The sequence below is a fragment of the Paraburkholderia sp. BR13439 genome, from assembly GCF_040948805.1.
In the GTDB taxonomy this organism is placed as follows: Bacteria; Pseudomonadota; Gammaproteobacteria; order Burkholderiales; family Burkholderiaceae; genus Paraburkholderia; species Paraburkholderia youngii.
On record NZ_JBFPKN010000014.1, the window covers coordinates 204,183 to 224,875 of the forward strand.

Genomic DNA, 20,693 nt, shown 5'->3' on the forward strand with positions numbered 1-20,693 from the left:
CCGCCATGTTCGCCGGCAATCGGCAAGTTCAATCCAACAAAAAGGAGACGACATGCTTTCAGGAATCCAGGTGCTTCGAGCGGCGGCGACCGCGGCATTCACGCTATGCGCAAGCGCGGCTTTCGCGCAGGCAACGATCGTTTCCGGGCCGTCCAGCGATCCCACATGCATGGTCCCCTGGAAGAGCGACACGAAGTACATCAAGTATCCGAAGAAGAACGGGCCCTACCGGATCGCACTAGTGAACGGCTATATCGCGAACACCTGGCGCATCCAGATGATCAAGACGGCCAAAGCCTATGCGGCACAGCCGGCCGTCGCCGCGAAGCTCAAGGAGTTCAAGGTCGTCTCGACCGGCGAGGACGTGCCGGCGCAGATTTCGGCCGTCAACAACTTCATCGATGCCGGCTATGACGCGATCATCGTGGACGCGCAGAACCCCACCTCGTTCGGCCCCGCGATCCGCCGCGCGAAGAACGCCGGCGTCGTGCTGATCGCGTTCGACAACATCCTCGACAGCGAAGACGCGATCAACGTCAACGTCGACCAGTACGGGCTCGGCGTGCTGTGGGCCAAGTGGCTCGCGAACCACCTGTCGAATGGCGGCAAGGTGCTCGAGGTTCGCGGAGTGGCGGGCACGTCGGTCGACACGGACCGGCACAATGGTTTCATGAAAACGTTGGACGACACCGGCAAGAAGTGGAACGTCGTGCAGGTCTACGGCAAGTGGGACGACGGGGTCGCGCAAAAGGCCGCCGCCGACGCGATCGCCGTGCAGGGTCATTTCGATGGCATCTCGGCGCAAGGCGGCGACACGGGTGTCGTGCGCGCGATGATCGATGCGAAGCATCCGTTCGTGCCCTTCGGCGGCGAGACGGAGAACGGCTTTCGCAAGTTCTGCGCGCAGTACGGGGGCCAGGGCCTGAAGTGCACGTCGGCCGGCACCGGTCCCGCGCAGGTGGCGGTAGCGATCAAGACGGCGCTCGCCGCGCTGGACGGCCAGACGGTCCCGGTCTCGATCAAGCTGCCGCTAGACGTCACCGACGATTCGAAGCTGAAGTCGGGCGTCAACTATTTCCCGAACGACTCCGACAATTTTTTCGTCGGCAACTCGTTTCCGACTTGCGGCATCAACTTCTCCGCGCAGGAGATCATGAAGCAGACCCAGGGCAACCAGTGATCGGATGATGGCCGGAATGTGACGGGAGACGAAGCATGCCGCAGGATGCAGCGCAGCCGTTCTTTCAGATGTCTGGCGTGTCGAAAAGCTACGGCGGCGCGGTCGCGCTGGATCACGCCGAGCTCACCGTGAAGAGGGGCCGCATTCACGCGATCCTCGGCGAGAACGGCGCGGGCAAGTCAACGTTGCTGAAGGTGATGTCCGGCGTCGTGCAGCCCGACGAGGGCACGATGCACTACGATCGCAGGCAGGTCGCGTTCGCATCGCCGGCCGAGGCGAACGCGGCCGGCATCGTCTGCGTGTATCAGGAGCTGTCGCTCATTCCCGACTTGAGCGTAGCCGACAACATCTTCGCTTCGAACCCGCCGCGACGTTTCGGCATGATCGACCGCCGGGCCCAGCGCCGCCAGGCCGAGGAGGCGCTCGCCCGAGCGGGCGCCGCCGACATCAATCCGCTTGCAAAGGTCCGGGACCTGCCGCTGTCGCGCCAGCAGATGGTCGAGCTTGCCAAGGGGCTGGCGCACGAGCCTCGCATCCTGATCCTCGACGAAGCCACGTCGGCGCTGACCGCGGCCGACGTCGCGCGCGTGATCGAGGTGCTCAAGCGCCTGCGCGACGAGGGCCTCGCGCTGCTGTTCATCTCGCACCGGATGCACGAGGTGAAGGCGCTCGCTGACGAATGCACGGTCTACCGGAACGGCCGTCATGTAATGAGTTTCGAGGCCGGCACGCGCACCGACAACGAAGTCGTCGAAATGATGATCGGCCGCAAGTACCAGCATGTGTTTCCGGCCAAACCCGCCAACGGACGCAGCGCCGCTCCGGTTCTCGCATGCCGCGATCTCGCGTGGAGCGACACGCTGCAAGGCATCAGCTTTTCGTTGAAGCCCGGTGAAATACTCGGCCTCGGCGGCCTCGACGGACAAGGCCAGCGCGAACTGCTGCTCGCGCTGTTCGGCGTGTTGCGCGGGTGCGCGGGCACGATCGAGGTAGATGGCAAAGCGGTGTCGATCGGCAGCCCGAGGGCCGCGCGCGCCAACGGCATCGGCATGGCGCTGATCCCGGAGGACCGCAAGACCGAAGGCCTGATGCTGCCGATGTCGGTGCGCGAGAACCTGTCGTTTGCCGCGCTCGATCGCATGTCCAGCGCCGGCGTAATCGATCGCGAACGCCAGCAGTCGCTGGTCGACCGGATGATGGAGTTGCTCGCGATCAAGTCGTTCAGCATCGATGCGCCCGTGGGCTCGCTGTCGGGCGGCAACCAGCAGAAGGTGGTGATCGCGAAGTGGCTGGTCCGGCAGCCGCGGATTCTACTGCTCAGCGACCCGACGCGCGGCATCGACGTCGGCACCAAGCAGGAACTCTATCAGCTGCTCAGACGCCTCGCCGACGAAGGCGCGGCGATCGTGTTCTATTCGACCGACTACGACGAGCTGATCGGCTGCTGCGACCGCGTGCTGGTGCTGTACGAAGGCAGGATCAAGAAGGAACTCGTCGGCTCGGCGATCACGGAGCAGAACCTGATTGCGAGCGCACTGGACCTGCCCGTCGGACAGGTTTCGCCTTCCACGGGAGTCGCGCTATGAGCGGGCTGCGTTACTGGTATGCGGAGAATCGCGGGGCGGTGTTCGCGTTCGGCCTGTTCGTGCTGATGTTCGCGATCTACCTGCTCAACTATCCGTCCGCATTGTCGGCCAACGTGTTTCAGACCGCAGCGAACAAGGCGGTGCTGCTCGCGCTCGTCTCGATGGGACAAGCGCTCGTCGTGCTGACGGCCGGCATCGACCTGTCGATCGGCATGACGCTGGTGCTGACGAATTGCATCGGCTCGTGGATCGTCACCGGCGACGCGCTGCACAGCGCGCTCGGCATCGCAGGCGTCCTCGCGGCCGGCGCGCTGTGCGGCGCGCTGAACGGTCTGATCATCATTTTCGGCCGGCTGCAGCCGATCGTGACGACGATCGCGACGAGCGCGGTCTTCTATGGACTGGCGCTGCTGCTGCGCCCCGTGCCCGGCGGCTCGATCAACGAGGACCTCGCTGACGCACTGACCGGCAAGGTCGCCGGCGTGCTGCCGGCGAGCCTGCTGATTCTGCTCGCCGCCACACTGCTCGTCTGGCTACCTTTCAGACGCTCGGCAATCGGGCGCGCGGCGTACGCGACCGGCTCGTCCGAACCCGCGGCGTTTCTGTCCGCCATGCCGATCCGCCGCGCAAAGTTCGCGAGCTATACGCTGGCCGGCCTGCTCGCCGCGATCGGCGGCCTGTTTCTGACCTTCTTCACCGACACCGGCGAAGCGAGCCTCGGCAGCGCCAACTCGTACACGCTGTTTTCGATCGCCGCCGTGGTGATAGGCGGCGTGTCGCTGCTCGGCGGCAAGGGCAGCGCGATCGGCGCGATCTTCGGCGCATTCGCGTTTCGCTCGATCGGTGACCTGCTGTTCGTATTCAACGTCGATGCGCTGTGGCAGCCGCTATTTCAGGGTGTGATTCTTCTGCTCGCTGTCGCGATCGGCGCATGCGGGCTGTTCAGGGTGCGCAATCGCCTGGAGTGGTTTCAATGAGCCACGTCTCGGCAAACGGCCTCAGCACGTTCGTGTCGAAGCTCACGCGCAGAATCGACAAACCGATCGTGATCGCGTTCGCGTGCATCGTCGCGCTGCTGCTCGTCGGCGGGATGTTTTCGCGCAGCTTCACGTCGCCGGAGTACATCCTGCTGCAACTGAAGGTCGGCGCTTTCCTCGGCATCATCGCGACCGGCCTGATGATGGTGATCCTGCTCGGCCACATCGACTTGTCGCTGCCGTGGACGATCACGGTCGGCGCAATGATGGCTTGCGCGGTAGCGGGACACGGCGAACTCGGACAGGTCCTCGCGATTCCGGTCGGGATCGGTTGCGGCGTGCTGATCGGCGTCGTCAACGGCATTCTCGTCGCGCTGCTGCGCATCCCGTCGATGATCGCCACGCTCGCGACCAATGCGGTCGCGCAGGGCATCATGATCGTCTATACCGGCGGATCGTCGCCGCAGGATTCCGCGCCACAGGTGATGCGATGGCTCGCCGCGGGTTGGCTCGTACCGGGCGTGCCGAATGCCGTTGCGCTGTGGGCGGTGATCGGCGGCGCCACGGTGTTCCTGCTGTCGCGTACGATCTTCGGGCGCACGCTGTACGCGATCGGCAATACGGAGCGCGCCGCGTACCTGTCCGGCATCAATACGCGGCTCGTGACCGTGGCCGCATTTGCGGTGTGCAGCGGGTTCGCGGCGTTCGGTGGCGTATTGCTGGCCGGCTATGCATCGAAGGCAGCGCAGTCGATGGGCGATGCCTACCTGCTGCCGGCGATCGCGGCAGTCGTGCTCGGCGGCACGTCGATTCTGGGGGGCCGAGGCTCATACCTCGGCACCGTGGCGGGCGCGATCCTGATCACGCTGCTGCAGTCGATCCTTTCAGTCGCGCAGATGCCGGAGGCGGGACGTCAGATCATCTACGGCGTGGTGATAGCGGCGATGCTGCTGCTTTATGGACGCAGCAAGCGGGAAACCTAGGCCACGGCCACGCTCATCCATGCGCATCCACCCACGCGCGCGCCCAATCGAGGCCTGCATGGTGGGCTTCTTCCTCGCTATCGAATAATCCGAGAATGCCCGATGCTTCGACCAGCTTTCCGCCCCGGGTGATGGTTCCGCTCGCCGCATAGCGCTCCGGTTGCAGGATGCCCTCGCCTTCCTGCTGAAGGATGGCATGCCCCCACAACGTGTACCCGTCGTAGTCGCTCGTTTCCATTAGCCCACGACCCCTGCGGTTGCGGCGCGAGTGGTCATGCGATGCGCATTCTCTTCGAGTGTCATTAACGGCGGAATCTCCGACATGTCCGGTTTTACCGTCGGCGTGTTCTGCTGGATGTGGCGCGCGGTAGCAATAGTCATAGAAATGACGACGCAAAAAATATAGCACCGGTTAGCGCTTCAGTGGTGGCGACCATCGGGGCGTCGAGCGTTGAGTAGTAGTCGGCGTAGCCCACGGTTCGATTCGACGAAGGAACGTTTCGTGCGTGCGCTACAGCATCCCCGGTTTCCCGACGATCAACCGCATGCACTCTCCCCCCGACAGACGCAACTCGTCCGGCGCCGCACAAGGTAGTGCGCCCCCTTCATCGTCGCAGCCTGCGCGCTCATGGGCCGCCGATCTCGGACCGGGGCTGGCAAGTCTCGGTTGCGATAACGACCCCAGCGGCATCGCCACCTATTCACTCGCGGGCGCGTGGTACGGCTACGACATGCTGTGGACCTGCGTACTGTCGTATCCGTCGATGGTTGCGCTGCAACTGGTCTCGGCGCGTGTCGCGGCCGTCACGGGACACGGCCTGACGGCGAACATGCGCGCGCACTATTCGCCGGTGTTCTTCTATTTCGCCGTGGCGCGCTTCGTGATTGCGAACACGCTGAACATCGCGGTCAATGTGATGGCGATGGCCGTAGTCATCCAACGCTTCACGCATGGGCCGCTTTGGCTGCTGACACTTGCATGCGGTTGCACGTCGATTGCGCTGCAGTGGTTCATCCCATATGCGCGCTATGCGCAGGTGCTCAAATGGTTGATGCTGCCGATGTTCGCGTATGTCGGCGTGCTGCTGATCGTCGATGTGCCGTGGCACACGGTCGTGCTGCGCTCTCTGGTGCCACACGTCGAGTGGAAAGAAGATTTCGTGACCATGTTGATGGCCGTGCTCGGTACGACGATGAGTCCGTATCTGCTTTTTTCGCAGGCCGAGCAGGAAGCCCAGGAAGAACATCGGCAGCACGAACAGCACGCCGCGCGCGGCGATCGACGTTCGTCAGAGCAGCTTCGCCGATTGCGCAACCAGACCTTGATACGCACCGCGTTATCGAGCGTGGCGGCATCGTGCATGATGATTGCGGCTGCGGCGACGCTGCATGGCGCACAGACGCAGCCCGGCGAGCCCACGGAGCTTTCGCGAGCGCTCGAACCGCTCCTGAAGGGCTATGCCGGCCCCCTGCTCGGGCTTGCGCTGCTCGGCTCGGCGCTGCTCGCACTACCTTCGCTTGCCGGTTCCGCTGCGCAAGCGGTCGCGAGTTCGTTCGACTGGCCCCGCGGCAAACAACGTGATCGGCGCATTGCAGTTTTGCTCGTTGCGCTCGCGGGATTGGGGACGCTGCTTGGTCTCGCGCTCGGCCTATGGCGCGTCGATCCTGTCAAAGCACTGTACTGGAGCGCCATCGTCAACGGTATGACGATTACGCCCGTGCTGGTGCTTCTCGTGCTGCTGAGTGCGAAACGCGAAGCGGTCGGCGAAATCGTCGCGCATTGGTCTTTACGCGCGCTCTGCTGGCTCGCGACCCTGACCACAGGCGTGGTCGTGGTCGCGCACTTCGTACTCGATGCGGTAGAGCGTGTGTCGCGATGAGTCTGGGCCACTTCACGCTGCTAGATGTTCAGCGAGGCGCGCGAACATCGCGTCGCACCGGTTCAGTTGTTCGACCGTGATGAACTCATCCGGCTTGTGGCCCTGATCCATGCTGCCGGGTCCACAGACCACGGTTGGAATGCCCGCCTGGGTGAACAGTCCGCCTTCCGTGCCAAAGGCGACCGTTGCGTATTCTTTCGATCCGCTCAACATCGCGAGCAGGCGTGCCGCGTCGCTATCGGGCGAAGTCGCGAGTCCAGGGTACGCATTCAGCATCTGCACACGGACATCGGTATCGGGCTGCACCGCGCGCATCTTCGGCAGCAGTTCGGTTGCCGCGTAGCTTTGCAGTTTGTCCACCACCCTGTTGGGATCGAAGCCCGGCACGCCCCGCACTTCAAAATCGAACTCGCATTCGGCGGGCACGATATTCAGCGCGCGTCCGCCCTTGATGACACCCGTCTGCACCGTCGAGAACGGCGGATCGAAACGCGCGTCATGGTGTTCCGGCTGCGCGAGTTCGTCGCCGATCTGTTCCAGCCGGTGGATCAGCCGCGCCGCGTATTGGATCGCGTTGACGCCCTGCGGCGCGTACGCGGAATGACATGCCGCGCCCTTCACGTGGCAGCGCATCGCGAGCTTGCTCTTGTGGCCGAGCACAGGTTTCAGTTCGGTCGGCTCGCCAATCAGACACATGCGCGGCTTATGCGCGCGCTTTTCGAGTTCGGCCAGCATCGGCCGCACGCCGAGACAGCCCACTTCCTCGTCGTATGAAAACGCGAGATGCACCGGCACCTCGAGCTTCAGCCTCAGGAATGCGGGCACTGCCGCCAGCACGGACGCGATGTAGCCTTTCATATCGGCCGTGCCGCGTCCGTAGAGGCGCCCGTCTTTCTCGGTGAGACGAAACGGCTCCACGGTCCATGCCTGACCCTCGACTGGCACCACATCGGTATGCCCGGACAGCACGATGCCACCACGGTCTCGGGGCCCGATGGTCGCGAACAGATTCGCCTTGGTGCGATCGTCGTTATGGAACAGCTCGCTTTCCACACCTAGATCCGCGAGGTATTGCTGCACGAAGCCGATCAGTTCCAGATTGGAGTCGCGACTGACGGTCGCAAAACCGATCAGCCGTTCGAGCAGCGTACGGCTCGCCAACTCACTCATCGCCGGGCACGCCGTAGCTCGGCGCAGCGGTGGGATTCAACGCGCGCGCGATGTAGTCCCGCATCTGCGGCCGATACGCTTGCCATAGCGCGTCGAGTTTGCCGATCGGATCGTCATCCGCCCAATCGACACGCAGATCGACGACCGGCCAGACGTGTGTATCGACGATCTTCAAAGCCGCCGAATGCACGGGCCCGGCTTCTCCGCCGGCTTCGACGGCAGCATGCATCGCGTGCAGCAGACGATCGGCAAGCGCGCCTTGCGCGCTCTCGAACGCTTTCACCATCGCGTCGATCACCGGTTTGCCGGCGAGCAGATTACCCGCTGCCACACACTGATTTCCCGCGACGGCGTGATGCACGCCAAGTGCTTCCTTGCCGGTGAACAGCGCGGTGCGCCCCTCGCCGTCGACCACCGTCACCTGCCGGTACTCGCTCCATTCGCTCGCGCCTAGCGCCCGTTCGAGCGCCGCATCCGCCGCGATACGCCCGCTTTCCAGCAGATCGAGAATCTGCGGCCCCAGCGCGGGCAGCGTCACGTTCTGCGTCGCCACCGCACCGACGCCCGCGCGCACCCACGGACACCTCGCACCCACCGCAATGCTCGACGAACTGATCGCGATACCGAGCTGACCGGTGTTCCCACAACGTCCGACGATCGAGAATGTCATGGGTGGCTCCTTACGCCTGCACGGGCGTCCAGTTGTCCGGAATCACGGCGATCACGTCGATTTCCATCAGCCATTGCGGCTGGCCGAGCGCGCTGACGCAAAGCCCCGTCGAAATCGGATACACACCCTTCAGCCACTTGCCCACTTCCTGATACACCGGCTCGCGATAACGAGGATCGGTAATGTAAGTCGTCGTCTTGACGATATGCGACAGGTCGCTGCCGGCTTCCTCCAGAAGCTGCCTGACGTTCTTCATCGCCTGCTCGGCCTGCGCGCGCGGATCGCCGAGACCGATCAGGTTGCCGTCGAAATCCGTACCCACCTGGCCGCGCACATAGACCGTATTGCCCGCGCGAACCGCCTGGCAAAGATCGTTATCGAGCGACTGGTTCGGGTACGTGTCCTTCGTATTGAACATGCGGATGCGGGTATGCGTAGGCATCAGTTCACTCCCACTTCTTTGGTCTTCGGCGCGTGCGATGCGTCGCACGCGGTATCGGGTGCATGCGCGCCATGCACGCCGCGCGCGTCCTGCTGACGCTGCGACGCGTCGCGATAGGCGAGGTATTTGCGCTGCGTGACGATGTGATCGGCGATGTGCTTTGCGTCGTGCCAGACGCCCCAGATAAACGACGACGCGCGCCGCGACAACCACGGCAGGCCGAGGAAATACACGCCAGGCTCCTTCGATACACCGCGCTGATGCTGCGGCTTGCCTTTATCGTCGAACGCGTTCACGTGCAGCCAGCTGAAATCGACCGCATAGCCGGTGGCCCAGATGATCGTGCTCACCCCCGCCTTGTGCAGATCCAGCTCCGGCAGCGGATGCGTGACGCACTCCGGGTCCGGTGGAATCAGCCGTGCGTCGGGGTCTTCCGGCAGGTCTACGCCGTTGCGCTCGATGTAGTCGTCGGCGGTGTCGAGTAGCGACATCAGGTACTCGTCGCCACGCTTCAGATTGACGGCGAGGTCCGGTTCGAAGGTCACAACGCGATTCGCGAACGATTTCGTCGTGCCGACGAGCGTCATGCCGCGATGCGCAAGCCGGCGAAAATCGATGGTCTGGCCGCCGTACGCGCCGCTGACAGCGATGGTCACATGCTCGCGTCCCGGCACGGCGACTTCCTTGTCCCATTCGCCGAGCACACCCAGCCACCAGCAGAAATCGCGACCGCGATAGGCGCGCGGCGGACGGTCATGCGCACCGACGGACAGATAAACCTTGCGGCCCGCGCGTTGCAGTTCGTCGGCGATCTGCACGCCGGACGACCCCGCGCCCACCACGAGCACCGCGCCTTCGGGCAGTTGCTCGGGGTTCCGATAGTGGGCCGAATGAAGCTGCGTGAGCTCGAGGTCCTGTGGCGCGATGGGGGGAATGACGGGACGCTGGAACGGCCCGGTCGCAACGACGACGCGACGGGCTTCGATCGTGCCGTCGGACGTTGCGACCGCAAATCCTGCCCGGCCCTTCAGACGCTCGACGCTCGTGACTTCGACGCCGGTGCGGATCGGCGCATTGAACTTGCGCGCATAGGCCTCGAAGTAATCGGCGACCTGATCCTTGCCGGCGAAGCCATCGGGATCGAGTCCTTCGAACTCCATATTAGGGAAGCGGTCGTGCCAGGCGGGACCATTGGCGACCAGTGAATCCCAGCGGCAAGTACGCCAGCGTTCCGCGATGCGGTCGCGCTCCAGCACGAGATGGGGCACGCCGAGTTTGCTCAGATGTTCGCTCATCGCCACGCCAGCCTGACCCGCGCCTATGACCAGCGTGTCGATGGACAATTTTTCAGCCGCCATGGCCTTCTCCTTCTGAAATGCGCTCTGGATTCGGGTCTCTCGGTCGGACAGAATGTACGCCGCGCGGCGGGCAACAAAAACTATATTTTAAAAATGCTTTGCATCGTTTTTCGCTATGCAATCGGGAATTGTCGAGCGACAATCGGTTCGACCGAACACGGAGCAATTGATGGACGGCACCTCGATCCGCTACTCGTTGCGTCAGCTCAGGTATTTTGTCGTCACGGCCGAAACGCTTTCCTTCACCGCCGCGGCAAAGCGGCTGCATATCTCTCAGCCGTCTATCTCGACGTCGCTCGCGGATCTGGAGGAATCGTTCGGCGTCCAGCTGTTCATCCGCCATCACGCGAGCGGCTTGTCGCTTACGCAGCCGGGCCGCGATCTGCTCGGCCACGCTCGCAATCTGCTTCAGAACGCCGAAGAATTACAGCTGACCGCGACCGAAATCGACGGCGGCATGTCGGGCTCCATCTCGCTCGGCTGCATGGTGTCGCTGGCGCCGCCGCTGATGCCCGGCATCATCAGCCGCTTCGTGCAGGATTATTCGGCGATCACCTTCCGTACCACGGAAGCGCATCAGGACACGCTTTTGAGCGGCCTGCACGACGGCTCGCTCGATATCGCGCTGACCTACAGCCTCGATATCACCGATGGAATCGCGTTTACCCCGCTGCTTTCGCTGCCACCGTATGTCATCCTGCCCAAAACACACAGGCTTGCACGGGCGCGCCAGGTGTCGCTGGCCGATCTGCTGCCCGAGCCCTATGTGATGCTGGATCTTCCGCATAGCCGCGAGTACTTTTCCGCGCTGTTCGACGCGGTCGGCAGCCGCCCTACCGCGGCTTTCCGCTCGTCACAGCCTGAAGTGGTGCGTGGCATGGTCGCCAACGGCTTGGGTTACAGCATACTCAACTTCCCGCTGAAGTCGACCCGGACTGTGGACGGCGAAGACTTCGTGATTAAACATTTCAGGGAGAGTGTCAATGCGACGACGCTTGGCATTGCGCTATCGGCCGCCGTCAAGCCGCGCGAGGTTGTGAAACGCTTTTCGGCATTCTGTGAAACGTATATCCGGCGTCTGCACATCGGTTAGCAGCCCGGAAAGCGTCACTGCATAGCCCTGCGCTATGCACTGCATGCAAAAACAATATTTTACCTAGCAATTTGGATTGTTAGATTGGTGCTCATCGGATGCAAACACTGATGGGGGGCCCCTATGTCAGCCATGCTTCAGTCGACGGACACTGAGCTCGACATCGTTCACGCGCTGCGCGAGAACTGCGAGCGTCCGTTCGAGGATGCACACGCGATGCCGCCGGCCGTCTACACGTCGGAGGCGTTTCTCGCGCTCGAACAGCGCGACGTGTTTCGCAACGAGTGGTTGTGCGTGGGCCGCGCGAGCGCGCTGGCACAGACGGGCGACTACCTGAGCGCGCAGATCGACGACCAGCCCGTGTTCGTGCTGCGCGATGCGAGCGGCGCATTGCGCGCATTCTCTAATGTTTGCCTGCACCGCATGTCGGTATTGCTCGAAGGGCGCGGCAACGTGCGCCGGATCGTGTGTCCGTATCACGCATGGAACTACACGCTCGATGGCGCGCTCGCGGGCGCGCCGTTGATGGATCAGCAACCGGGCTTTTGCAAGGACCAATACAGGCTGCCTGCCGTGCGCTGCGAGACGTGGCAAGGCTGGATCTATGTGACGCTCAACTCGCGCGCGCCTTCTGTGGAATCGCATTTGTCCGAGCTGACGAAGCTGATCGCGCCGTACGGCATGGGCGACTACGTCGAGACCTTCCACGAAGAGCACGTGTGGGACACCAACTGGAAGATCCTCGCGGAAAATTTCATGGAGAGCTACCACCTGCCGATGCTGCATCGCGCAACGGTCGGACCGCACTCGAAACTCGAAGAAATGGAATGTCCGCCGGGTTTGCCGGCGTTCAACTATCACTGGATCACCAAGGAAGCATCGCTGCCGATTGGCAACGCGCATCCCGCCAACACGCGCCTGCAAGGGCACTGGCGTCGTACCACCGCGCTGCTGGCGATCTACCCGACCCATCTGATCACGCTGACCCCCGGCTACTTCTGGTATCTGATCCTGCAGCCGCGGGGCGTCGGCCGCGTGCATATCCGCTTCGGCGGCGGCCTCGCGCCGGAATTCGTCGACGATCCGCGCGCCGCCGACCACATGGCGACGCTCAAGACGCTGCTCGACGAAGTCAACGCCGAGGACCGGCGCGGCGTCGAGGCGGTGTTTCGCGGCGTGCACGCGCCACTCGCGAAGCCCGGCCACCTGAGCCCTCTCGAACGGCCGAATTACGACTTCGCCCGCTATCTGGCGGGACACGTGGGCGCGACGTGATTCGCCGCCCCAAGTAGACCGCCAACACTCTGCCGAGATTGCCCATGTCAAGCCAACCATTTATCTCGTTCGACGGCGTCAGCAAGTCATACGACGGCGTGCATAGCGTCGTCGAGGGACTCGATCTCGACGTCGGGCACGGTGAATTCGTTTCGCTGCTCGGTCCGTCCGGTTCCGGCAAGACCACGACACTGATGATGCTGGCGGGATTCGAATCGCCGACCCGCGGCGAAATCCGCCTTGCCGGCAAGCGTCTGGACGACAAGCCGCCGCATCGGCGCGATATCGGCATGGTGTTTCAGAACTATGCGCTGTTCCCGCACATGACGATTGCCGAGAACGTCGCGTTTCCGCTGTCCGTGCGCAAGGTGAGCCGCAGCGAACAGAAAACGCGCGTGACGCGCGTGCTCGACATGGTGGAGTTATCGCATCTGGCGGGGCGGCGGCCGTCGCAGCTGTCGGGTGGCCAGCAGCAGCGTGTCGCGCTGGCTCGCGCGCTGGTCTTCGAGCCGAGCGTGGTGCTGATGGATGAGCCGCTCGGCGCGCTCGACAAGCGCCTGCGCGAAACCATGCAATACGAAATCATGCGGCTGCATCGCGAACTGTCGCTGACGATCGTCTATGTGACCCACGACCAGAACGAAGCACTGACGATGTCGAACCGCGTCGCCGTGTTTTCCGATGGACGCATCCAGCAGGCCGCCACGCCGACCGAGCTCTATGAAAACGCGGCAAACGCATTCGTTGCCAATTTCGTCGGCGAGAACAATGGACTGACCGGTCGCGTCAATTCCGACGGCGGCGAATGGGCCGCGATGCAGCTGGCCGACGGCAGCACGGTGCGCGGACGACCAGGCGCCGGGCTCGCGTCAGGCGACGCGGCGGTGCTCGCGCTGCGACCCGAGCGCGCGCACATCGCCGCGACGCCGGAAGCCGTGCAGGAAGCGACACGACAGAACATGAACGTCGTGCACGCGCTGGTCGAGGAACTCGTCTACTGCGGCGATCATCATCGCGTGCATCTGAAGCTCGGCCATGGCGAAAGCATGGTCGTCAAGGTGCCGAACACACAGCACCACGATCTGCCCGCACTCGGCCGTCAGACCGCCGTGACCTGGCGACGCGACGACTGCAAGGTGCTGCCCGCGATGGCGGCCGCGCCGAAATCCTCCGCCGTGTCCGGCGGCGCCGACTATTCCACCGTTGCCGTTCCCTCGTCCGCCTCGCCACTTATCGCAGGAGCCAACTAGAAATGAAGACCACGTTCTCGTCATTCCGGACCACCCTCGGGGCATGCGCGCTCGGGCTGTTTGCCACAGCCACGGTTCACGCGGCCGACACGATTTCCGTCGTCACCTTCGGCGGTGCGTATGAAGCGGCCGCGAAAAAAGCATGGTTCGAACCGTTCACCGCGAAAACCGGCAACCAGTTTTCCACCGAGTCCTACGATGGCGGCCTCGCCAAGTTGCAGGCAATGGAGCAGTCGAAGAACCCGACCTGGGATCTGATCGACCTCGAAACCAACGACGCGATCACCGCTTGCGACGAAGGCCTGATCGCCAAGTTCGACAAGAAGGCCCTCGGCAACACCAGCGACTTCCTGCCGGGCTCGATCAGCGATTGCGCCGTCAGCGCGATGGTGTGGTCCACCGTCTATGCGTACGACAGCAGCAAGCTGAAAACCGCGCCGACCACCATCAACGATTTCTTCGACCTGAACAAGTACCCCGGCAAGCGCGGCATGCGCAAGTCGCCGAAGGTCGCGATGGAGTGGGCGTTGATCGCCGATGGCGTGGCGCCCAAGGACGTCTACAAGACGCTCTCCACGCCTGCCGGCGTCGACCGCGCGTTCAAGAAGCTCGACACGATCAAGCCGAGCATCGTCTGGTGGGAAGCGGGTGCGCAGGCGCCGCAGCTGCTCGCCGACGGCGCGGTCGTAATGACGCAGGCGTACAACGGCCGTATCGACGACGCCGTGCACAAGGACAAGAAGCCGTTCAAGATCGTCTGGGATGCGCAGGTGTACGACTACGAATGGTGGGCCGTGGTCAACGGTGCGAAGCATGCCGACGCGGCGCAGAAGTTCATCGTCGCATCCTCGACGCCGCAGGCCTATGCGGACCTGTCGAAGTACATCGCTTACGCGCCACCGCGCAAGGACGCCATTCCGCTGATCGACAAGGCGCGTCTGAACGATCTGCCGACGGCGCCGGAGAACTTCAAGCGTCCGCTGCAAATCAACGCGACGTTCTGGGCCGACAACGCGGATGCGATCAACAAGCGATTCCAGAACTGGCTGACGCAGTAACGCCGGATCGAACGAACGTCACCCGAGAGATCGAGCACGATGAACACGCCGCTGCCATCCACCGCCCCTTTCGGCCGCGGCCCGCAGGCCGCGAACCGCGAGTCGTTCCGGGCTGCGCGCCGCAAGGCCGCGATGCGCGCATTGCTGCTGGCTTTGCCGTTGCTCGTCTTTCTGCTGGTGACGTTCGTTGCACCGATCGCGAGCCTGCTCGCGCGCAGCGTGCGAAACCCTGAAGTGCGCACCGGCATGCCGCAGTTGAGCGCAACCCTGGCCGGATGGGACGGCGCGGGCTTGCCCGGCGAACCGGCCTTCGCCGCACTCGCGCACGACCTGAAGGACGCCAGCGAATCCGGCCAGCTCGGCAATATCGCGCGGCGCATGAACTTCTATCAACCGGAGTTCCGCAGCCTGCTGTTCAAGACGGCGCGTGCCACACGTTCGGAGACGCCGGCGCAATGGAAACCCGCCCTGATCGATCTGGATGAACGCTGGAACGCGCCGGAAACCTGGCGTCTGCTCAAGCGTGCGTCGATCTCGCCCACACCCGACTATTTGCTGAACGCCGTCGACGCGCAAGTCGCGCCTGATGGTTCGGTGACGTCCGTCGCGGCGGACAGCGCCATCTTCCGCGCGGCCTTTGGGCGCACGGTCACGATCAGTGCGACGGTCACGCTGCTGTGCCTGGTGCTGGGCTACCCGGTGGCGTATCTGCTTGCGACACTGCCTGAGAACCAGAGCAACCGGCTGATTCTGTTCGTGATCGTGCCGTTCTGGACCTCGCTGCTGGTGCGCACCACCGCGTGGTATGTGCTGCTGCAACCTGGTGGCGTGATCAATAGCGCGTTGCTCCGCTTCGGGATCGTCAACCATCCGCTGCCGCTGATTTTCAATCGCACGGGTGTGTTGATCGGCATGACGCACATCCTGCTGCCCTACATGATCCTCGCGATCTTTTCGGTCATGAAAGGCGTGCCGCCCGTGTACATGCGCGCGGCGAAATCGCTCGGCGCGCATCCAGCCGTGGCCTTCGTGCGCGTATATATTCCGCAGACGCTGCCGGGTGTCGGCGCGGGATGTTTTCTCGTGTTCGTGCTCGCGCTCGGTTATTACATCACCCCCGCCCTGCTAGGCGGCGCCGGCGACGAAATGATCAGCCAGCTGATCGCGTCGCAGACCAACGATCAGCTCAACTGGGGACTCGCGGGTGCGCTGTCGTGTTATCTGATCGCATTCACGGCGGTGTTCTATTTCATCTTCAACCGGCTGGTCGGTATCGACCGCTTGCGCTTCGGCTAACGCGCCGCGCAAACGCCGCTAGCTGGTTGTCGCTCATTCGGATAGTCGATCAACAGGCAGACTCAGATGAAAGACGCACGAACCCGGCTACTCTCGGAACGCATCTCGGGCGCGGGACTGCGCGTGCATTGCGCGCTGATTTTCTTTTTCCTCGTCGCACCGATCCTCGCGATCGTGCCGCTGTCGTTCAACTCCGGCTCGTTTTTCTCGTACCCGATGCAGGGCTTCTCGCTGCGCTGGTACGCGCAGGCGCTGAGTTCGCCGGACTGGCAACGCGCGTTTGCGAACAGCATCGGCATCGGCGCGGCGTCGACGCTGATCGCGACGGTTCTCGGCACGCTGGCCGCGCTCGGCCTGAGCCGCGCGCAGTTCCCTTACCGCTCGATCATCATGCCGATCATCGTGTCGCCGATGATCGTGCCGATCGTCGTCGTCGCGGCGGGGTTTTATCTGGTCTTTTCGCCGCTCGGGCTGGTCAATTCGTATACCGGCGTCGTGCTTGCGCATGCCGCGCTCGGTACGCCCTTCGTGGTGATCACCGTGACCGCTTCGCTGCTGTCGTTCGATCAAAGCCTGCTTCGCGCGGCGTCGGGTCTCGGTGCGCAGCCGTGGGTCGCGTTTCGTCGCGTCACGCTGCCGCTGATCGCGCCCGCCGTCGCAACCGGCAGTGTGTTTGCATTCGCGACATCGTTCGACGAAGTGATCGTCATTCTGTTCATCGGCGGCCCGGAGCAGCGCACCGTGCCGCGGCAGATGTGGAGTGGCATCCGTGACCAGATCGACCCGTCGATCCTCGCCGTGGCCACCCTGCTGATGGCGTTCGCGATCGCCCTCTTCGCCTGCATGAACTGGCTGCGCAAGCGCGCGGCGGCGGCCAGCCGCTCGTTTGCCTGAGCCGACTGTTGCGCCACTGCGATGGCGTCGACATGCGACTTGATGGCCTCCCTCTGACCGTCGGGCGTTGCCAGCCTCTTTGCGGCGAAGCCGGAACTCCTGGCGCGGCGGTCCTTGACAGTTAGTTGCAGTTTTATTAAGAAATATATTGAGCGCGTGAGTGCGTGGCGATATGCTTCGCATCGCCGCTAAACCACATGCAACGACCGAGGGTCACGAAGGAAACGACAACATGCGATTGCGACGCATCACCGCACGACGCTCACCCGTGCATGGCATGGGACTGTTCGCGCTGCAGCCGATCGCCGCGGGCGAACGGGTCATCGAGTACAAGGGGGAAGTGACCAGCTGGCGGCGCGCCGCCGCGCGTCAGCGAGCCGACGCGGGCCACACGTTCGTGTTCGGTCTGTCCGATGGACGCGTGATCGACGGCAGCCGCGGCGGCAACAGCGCGCGCTATCTGAACCATGCGTGCGCCCCCAACTGCGAGGCCATCGAAACCGGCGACCGGGTGTTCATTCATGCGCTCGCCACGATCGCCCCCGGGGAGGAGCTTTTCATCAACTACGGTCTGTCAGTGGACGGTGCGGTCACCGACGAGGTTCGCGCCCAGTACGCGTGTCATTGCGGTGCACCGGCATGTCGTCTAACCATGCTGGGAAATGACGGGTAGCCGCCGTAGTGCTGCGGCCGGCCTGACACAGTCTGATCATTGCTGACGTTCAGACGTTGCCCTGGTCGGTCGGCACTCCTTGGCCGTTCGCACCTCAGCGGTCGTGAGCGACGCGTCTCGCAATAACTATTAAGTCGGCGGATAAAGCGGCATGATTCACTGCCCCGGCGGATCTTTTACCTGGCCCTCTGCCGATGGGCCGGGCGTGCGGCCAGACAGGTTACCGCGGTCGCCTGGTGCTGGAAGACGCATTCTTAACACCTGAAGTTCGAGCGCCGCATTAAATAATTCGTCGTGCAGATCCTTCGTCATCTCGCCTGAACGAAGCTGACGTTCGAGAATGAGACAATTAGTTTCGGTTTCGAGCTCGATATCCAAAAGACGGAGCGTCCCGGGCTGCGTAATATCGGGTTGCGCCCGGCCGAGCCCCTTCAGTAGAGCATTTCTTATCTGGATGAACTTCGGCAGTCTTTCGCGAAGAAGCGGTGACAATCGTCGATAAAAATCGCCGTCATCCATCAGTTGCTTCATTGCGGAAGACTCGACTATCGCTGGGCCGTCTTTGGATAAAGGAACGGCAATATCGTTACCCTTCGATTTCAATTCCCCCATTTGTTTGAGTGACGAGAGCTGGCTCCTGATGGATTGCATCTTCGATTGCGGCAAGCAACGCACCGTCCAACCGTTTTTCTGTCGGATCGGACGCAAAGATCAGCGGCAAAACAAAGAACAGAACTGTCAAAAGAAGACTCAGAACTCCGACGAAAGTCCCCGCAAAAGTGAGCTTGCTGGGCAAAGACCATTTGTTCCATTGTTCTTTTGTTGGAATCAGGAGCCAGTTTCGCATTTAAGTGCCCCCTATTAGCAACTTCGTTACCGGGGGACCGCTATCCGCCCTGGCTTCGACGGTGAGTCTCCTGGCTACACGGAAGTATATTGCACGGAAGATAGCTCGCTAACCCGGCTCCAGACACGCGGCTCGACGACGTGACACGGATCGCCGACAATGTGCACTTCAAAACCATCAATAGCAAAAGACCGAAGGAAGGCAACAATGTCTATAGCGAACACCAGAGCCACTCCCTATTACGCGGTGATCTTCACGTCCATCCGAACCCCCGGGGACAACGGGTACGGAGACATGGCCGATGCAATGGTCGAAGCGGCCGCAAAACAGCCCGGATTCCTGGGCGTCGAGTCTGCGCGGGAGGAACTTGGAATTACGGTTTCCTATTGGGATAGCCTCGAATCCATCGCCGCCTGGAAACGTGATTCAATGCATCTGGTAGCACAACAGGCCGGCCGGGAAAAATGGTACGCATCCTACAAAACCCGTATTTGCCTCGTTGAACGAGACTACGACTTCTCGAGAATTTAGTTTGCTGCGCCTTGTCTGTCGACTGCGCAGCACACGCCCGCCAACTTTATCGCTCGCATCGCGTCTGCGAATTGCAGAAGATTGGCTTCCAGACGGAAGTCATATGGCGACCCATACACAGGCTCGGTCGCGCATCCGACAGCGGGAAAACGCAGTCTTGTGGATTCCGTTGAACGCGTTCAAGATCGAATAGCGCGCGTTTCGCACGCGCGGACACACCATTCGGCGGTTCGAAAGATTCGACATCACGGTGAGGGAGAACCCTATGAAAACACCAGGTCGTGTCCCCGCTTTCACTCGGCGCACCATACTCAAAGCAACTGCCGCAACAGCCGCACTGCAATTGGCGCCGCCCTTCATCATCAAGGCGCGCGGCGAAGCTCCGTTGCGAATCGGCATGGTCGATCCGCTGACGGGCGTTTATGCTGCAGTAGCACAGAATGAAGTGACGGGCGCACGGCTTGCCGTTCAGCAGATCAATGCCCAAGGCGGCATTCTGGGACGCCCCGTGGAGCTCATGGTCGAAGATTCGGCAAACGACGTGGGCACCGGCGTGCAGAAGGCGCGCAAGCTGATCGAACGCGATCAGGTCACGTTCCTCATCGGCGACGTGAACTCCGGTATCGCCCAGGCCATTTCTCAGGTCAGCAATGAGAAGAAGGTGCTGCATATCGTTTCGGGCGGCCACACCGATACGATCACGGGCGTCGACTGCAAATGGAACGTTTATCGCGTTTGCAACACAACCAGCATGGAGGCGAACGCCGTCGCGAACCTGCTGTTCACCAGGTACGGCAAGAAGTGGCATTTCATCACACCGGACTACGCGTTCGGCCACACGCTGCAGAAGGCCGCGGCCGCCGATCTGCAGAAGCTCGGTGGCACGATGACCGGCAACGAACTCACCCCGCTCGGCACGACCGACTTCTCCGCCTATCTGATCAAGGCGCGCGCGGCGAATCCCGACGTGCTGCTCGTGCTCCCGCAAGGCTCCGACATGGTCAACTGCCTGAAGCAGATCGCTCAGTTCGGTATCGGCAAGAGCATTCACATCGCCGGGCTGCAGCAGGAGCTCGAATCGCTCGAGGCGATGCCGCCGGACGCGCGTGTCGGCATCTGGATGTTCGAGTGGTACTGGAAGCAGCCGGGGGTGCCGGGAGTCGAGAAGTTCGTGGCCGACATCCGCAAGGTGAACGGCGGTAAGGTTCCCACCGCGCGTCACTGGTTCGGCTATACATCGGTGCATACCCTGGCCGCCATCGCCAACAAGGAAAAGACGCTCGACGCCAGAAAGCTCGCCGAAGCGCTCGGCGGCTTCGAATTGGCGGACGACGTCAGGTTGCAGCCGAACAAGTGCTACTACCGCAAGGGGGATCACCAGCTGATGACGTCGTCGTTCGTGGGCGAAGCGCTATCCCAGCCGGCCGGCGACCCCGAAGACCTGTTCCGCGTGGAACGCGTGATCGCGGGTGACAAGACCGCACCTCCCGAGAGTGAAACGGGCTGCAAGCTGCAGTGGCCCTCCTGATA

21 protein-coding genes are annotated in these 20,693 nt (G+C 62.7%); 14 read left to right on the forward strand and 7 right to left on the reverse strand.

Annotated elements, in window-relative coordinates:
* The first annotated feature begins 52 nt into the window (after nt 1–52).
* Genes AB3X96_RS26315 through AB3X96_RS26330 form a run of 4 tightly spaced genes read left to right on the forward strand, consistent with a single transcriptional unit; the run spans nt 53 to nt 4,726 of the window.
* The gene (locus AB3X96_RS26315) at nt 53–1,180 is read left to right on the forward strand and encodes a sugar ABC transporter substrate-binding protein (protein WP_013093653.1); all 1,128 of its coding nucleotides are present in this window, start codon (nt 53–55) and stop codon (nt 1,178–1,180) included.
* A 35-nt stretch (nt 1,181–1,215) separates the two neighbouring features.
* Nucleotides 1,216–2,766, forward strand: coding sequence for a sugar ABC transporter ATP-binding protein (locus tag AB3X96_RS26320; protein WP_368592011.1), 1,551 nt, complete (start codon nt 1,216–1,218; stop codon nt 2,764–2,766).
* Nucleotides 2,763–3,743, forward strand: coding sequence for an ABC transporter permease (locus tag AB3X96_RS26325; RefSeq protein ID WP_368592012.1), 981 nt, complete (start codon nt 2,763–2,765; stop codon nt 3,741–3,743). Before AB3X96_RS26320 ends, AB3X96_RS26325 begins: the two co-directional genes overlap by 4 nt.
* A complete protein-coding gene (locus tag AB3X96_RS26330) occupies nt 3,740–4,726 on the forward strand; it encodes an ABC transporter permease (protein WP_368592013.1) in 987 nt (328 codons plus the stop codon). Before AB3X96_RS26325 ends, AB3X96_RS26330 begins: the two co-directional genes overlap by 4 nt.
* 13 nt (nt 4,727–4,739) lie before the next feature.
* On the opposite strand, the gene AB3X96_RS26335 is transcribed toward AB3X96_RS26330, so the two are convergent.
* Entirely contained in the window at nt 4,740–4,964 is a 225-nt protein-coding gene (locus AB3X96_RS26335) for a hypothetical protein (RefSeq protein ID WP_176111200.1), read from the reverse strand.
* Nucleotides 4,965–5,232: 268 nt separating this feature from the next.
* Between AB3X96_RS26335 and AB3X96_RS26340 the strand changes: the two genes are divergently transcribed.
* Entirely contained in the window at nt 5,233–6,606 is a 1,374-nt protein-coding gene (locus AB3X96_RS26340) for an NRAMP family divalent metal transporter (RefSeq protein WP_368592014.1), read from the forward strand.
* 12 nt (nt 6,607–6,618) lie between these two features.
* Here AB3X96_RS26340 and argE read toward each other — a convergent pair whose 3' ends face one another.
* From argE to AB3X96_RS26360, 4 genes are read right to left on the reverse strand one after another with little or no spacing between them, the layout of a single operon-like run.
* Complete coding sequence (gene argE / locus AB3X96_RS26345) at nt 6,619–7,776, reverse strand: acetylornithine deacetylase (protein WP_368592015.1); 1,158 nt, start codon at nt 7,774–7,776, stop codon at nt 6,619–6,621.
* On the reverse strand, nt 7,769–8,446 hold the full coding sequence (locus AB3X96_RS26350; RefSeq protein ID WP_368592016.1) for a DUF1028 domain-containing protein: 678 nt from the start codon (nt 8,444–8,446) through the stop codon (nt 7,769–7,771). Before AB3X96_RS26350 ends, argE begins: the two co-directional genes overlap by 8 nt.
* A 10-nt stretch (nt 8,447–8,456) precedes the next feature.
* A complete protein-coding gene (locus tag AB3X96_RS26355) occupies nt 8,457–8,888 on the reverse strand; it encodes a RidA family protein (protein WP_176111204.1) in 432 nt (143 codons plus the stop codon).
* Nucleotides 8,888–10,246 (reverse strand): flavin-containing monooxygenase, encoded by a 1,359-nt coding sequence (locus tag AB3X96_RS26360; protein ID WP_368592017.1) that lies wholly within the window; start codon nt 10,244–10,246, stop codon nt 8,888–8,890. The genes AB3X96_RS26355 and AB3X96_RS26360 overlap by 1 nt, the downstream gene beginning before the upstream one ends.
* A gap of 169 nt (nt 10,247–10,415) precedes the next feature.
* On the opposite strand from AB3X96_RS26360, the gene AB3X96_RS26365 reads away from it, so the two are divergent.
* The 7 genes from AB3X96_RS26365 to AB3X96_RS26395 all read left to right on the forward strand — a co-directional run bounded on the left by AB3X96_RS26365 (nt 10,416) and on the right by AB3X96_RS26395 (nt 17,785).
* Entirely contained in the window at nt 10,416–11,339 is a 924-nt protein-coding gene (locus AB3X96_RS26365) for a LysR family transcriptional regulator (protein ID WP_176111206.1), read from the forward strand.
* Between the two features lie 123 nt (nt 11,340–11,462).
* Nucleotides 11,463–12,614 (forward strand): SRPBCC family protein, encoded by a 1,152-nt coding sequence (locus AB3X96_RS26370; protein WP_368592018.1) that lies wholly within the window; start codon nt 11,463–11,465, stop codon nt 12,612–12,614.
* A 44-nt stretch (nt 12,615–12,658) separates the two neighbouring features.
* Entirely contained in the window at nt 12,659–13,864 is a 1,206-nt protein-coding gene (locus AB3X96_RS26375; RefSeq protein WP_176111208.1) for an ABC transporter ATP-binding protein, read from the forward strand.
* 2 nt (nt 13,865–13,866) lie between these two features.
* Entirely contained in the window at nt 13,867–14,922 is a 1,056-nt protein-coding gene (locus AB3X96_RS26380; protein ID WP_176122002.1) for an ABC transporter substrate-binding protein, read from the forward strand.
* 39 nt (nt 14,923–14,961) lie between these two features.
* A complete protein-coding gene (locus tag AB3X96_RS26385) occupies nt 14,962–16,218 on the forward strand; it encodes an ABC transporter permease (RefSeq protein WP_368592019.1) in 1,257 nt (418 codons plus the stop codon).
* A gap of 66 nt (nt 16,219–16,284) precedes the next feature.
* Nucleotides 16,285–17,112 carry an ABC transporter permease gene (locus AB3X96_RS26390; RefSeq protein WP_368592020.1) on the forward strand — a complete coding sequence of 276 codons (828 nt, stop codon included), beginning with the start codon at nt 16,285–16,287 and terminating at the stop codon, nt 17,110–17,112.
* Between the two features lie 232 nt (nt 17,113–17,344).
* Nucleotides 17,345–17,785 carry an SET domain-containing protein gene (locus AB3X96_RS26395; protein WP_368592021.1) on the forward strand — a complete coding sequence of 147 codons (441 nt, stop codon included), beginning with the start codon at nt 17,345–17,347 and terminating at the stop codon, nt 17,783–17,785.
* A 156-nt stretch (nt 17,786–17,941) separates the two neighbouring features.
* Here AB3X96_RS26395 and AB3X96_RS26400 read toward each other — a convergent pair whose 3' ends face one another.
* Together AB3X96_RS26400 and AB3X96_RS26405 are read right to left on the reverse strand one after the other, a co-directional pair.
* Complete coding sequence (locus AB3X96_RS26400; RefSeq protein ID WP_368592022.1) at nt 17,942–18,316, reverse strand: hypothetical protein; 375 nt, start codon at nt 18,314–18,316, stop codon at nt 17,942–17,944.
* A 55-nt stretch (nt 18,317–18,371) separates the two neighbouring features.
* Nucleotides 18,372–18,632, reverse strand: coding sequence for a hypothetical protein (locus AB3X96_RS26405; RefSeq protein WP_368592023.1), 261 nt, complete (start codon nt 18,630–18,632; stop codon nt 18,372–18,374).
* Between the two features lie 207 nt (nt 18,633–18,839).
* Between AB3X96_RS26405 and AB3X96_RS26410 the strand changes: the two genes are divergently transcribed.
* Together AB3X96_RS26410 and AB3X96_RS26415 are read left to right on the forward strand one after the other, a co-directional pair.
* Nucleotides 18,840–19,163, forward strand: coding sequence for an antibiotic biosynthesis monooxygenase (locus AB3X96_RS26410; RefSeq protein ID WP_368592024.1), 324 nt, complete (start codon nt 18,840–18,842; stop codon nt 19,161–19,163).
* A gap of 265 nt (nt 19,164–19,428) precedes the next feature.
* Nucleotides 19,429–20,691 (forward strand): ABC transporter substrate-binding protein, encoded by a 1,263-nt coding sequence (locus AB3X96_RS26415; RefSeq protein ID WP_368592025.1) that lies wholly within the window; start codon nt 19,429–19,431, stop codon nt 20,689–20,691.
* Nucleotides 20,692–20,693 lie beyond the last annotated feature (2 nt).

Excerpts from the sequence above, each read along its gene's own strand:
- AB3X96_RS26325 (WP_368592012.1), top strand. The coding sequence starts at position 2,763 with ATGAGCGGGCTGCGTTACTGGTATGCGGAGAATCGCGGGGCGGTGTTC.
- AB3X96_RS26350 (WP_368592016.1), bottom strand. The coding sequence starts at position 8,446 with ATGACATTCTCGATCGTCGGACGTTGTGGGAACACCGGTCAGCTCGGT.
- AB3X96_RS26385 (WP_368592019.1), top strand. The coding sequence starts at position 14,962 with ATGAACACGCCGCTGCCATCCACCGCCCCTTTCGGCCGCGGCCCGCAG.
- AB3X96_RS26410 (WP_368592024.1), top strand. The coding sequence starts at position 18,840 with ATGTCTATAGCGAACACCAGAGCCACTCCCTATTACGCGGTGATCTTC.
- AB3X96_RS26375 (WP_176111208.1), top strand. The coding sequence starts at position 12,659 with ATGTCAAGCCAACCATTTATCTCGTTCGACGGCGTCAGCAAGTCATAC.
- AB3X96_RS26355 (WP_176111204.1), bottom strand. The coding sequence starts at position 8,888 with ATGCCTACGCATACCCGCATCCGCATGTTCAATACGAAGGACACGTAC.
- argE (WP_368592015.1), bottom strand. The coding sequence starts at position 7,776 with ATGAGTGAGTTGGCGAGCCGTACGCTGCTCGAACGGCTGATCGGTTTT.
- AB3X96_RS26380 (WP_176122002.1), top strand. The coding sequence starts at position 13,867 with ATGAAGACCACGTTCTCGTCATTCCGGACCACCCTCGGGGCATGCGCG.
- AB3X96_RS26365 (WP_176111206.1), top strand. The coding sequence starts at position 10,416 with ATGGACGGCACCTCGATCCGCTACTCGTTGCGTCAGCTCAGGTATTTT.
- AB3X96_RS26330 (WP_368592013.1), top strand. The coding sequence starts at position 3,740 with ATGAGCCACGTCTCGGCAAACGGCCTCAGCACGTTCGTGTCGAAGCTC.
- AB3X96_RS26400 (WP_368592022.1), bottom strand. The coding sequence starts at position 18,316 with ATGAAGCAACTGATGGATGACGGCGATTTTTATCGACGATTGTCACCG.
- AB3X96_RS26360 (WP_368592017.1), bottom strand. The coding sequence starts at position 10,246 with ATGGCGGCTGAAAAATTGTCCATCGACACGCTGGTCATAGGCGCGGGT.
- AB3X96_RS26315 (WP_013093653.1), top strand. The coding sequence starts at position 53 with ATGCTTTCAGGAATCCAGGTGCTTCGAGCGGCGGCGACCGCGGCATTC.
- AB3X96_RS26370 (WP_368592018.1), top strand. The coding sequence starts at position 11,463 with ATGTCAGCCATGCTTCAGTCGACGGACACTGAGCTCGACATCGTTCAC.
- AB3X96_RS26320 (WP_368592011.1), top strand. The coding sequence starts at position 1,216 with ATGCCGCAGGATGCAGCGCAGCCGTTCTTTCAGATGTCTGGCGTGTCG.
- AB3X96_RS26395 (WP_368592021.1), top strand. The coding sequence starts at position 17,345 with ATGCGATTGCGACGCATCACCGCACGACGCTCACCCGTGCATGGCATG.
- AB3X96_RS26335 (WP_176111200.1), bottom strand. The coding sequence starts at position 4,964 with ATGGAAACGAGCGACTACGACGGGTACACGTTGTGGGGGCATGCCATC.
- AB3X96_RS26390 (WP_368592020.1), top strand. The coding sequence starts at position 16,285 with ATGAAAGACGCACGAACCCGGCTACTCTCGGAACGCATCTCGGGCGCG.
- AB3X96_RS26415 (WP_368592025.1), top strand. The coding sequence starts at position 19,429 with ATGAAAACACCAGGTCGTGTCCCCGCTTTCACTCGGCGCACCATACTC.
- AB3X96_RS26405 (WP_368592023.1), bottom strand. The coding sequence starts at position 18,632 with ATGCGAAACTGGCTCCTGATTCCAACAAAAGAACAATGGAACAAATGG.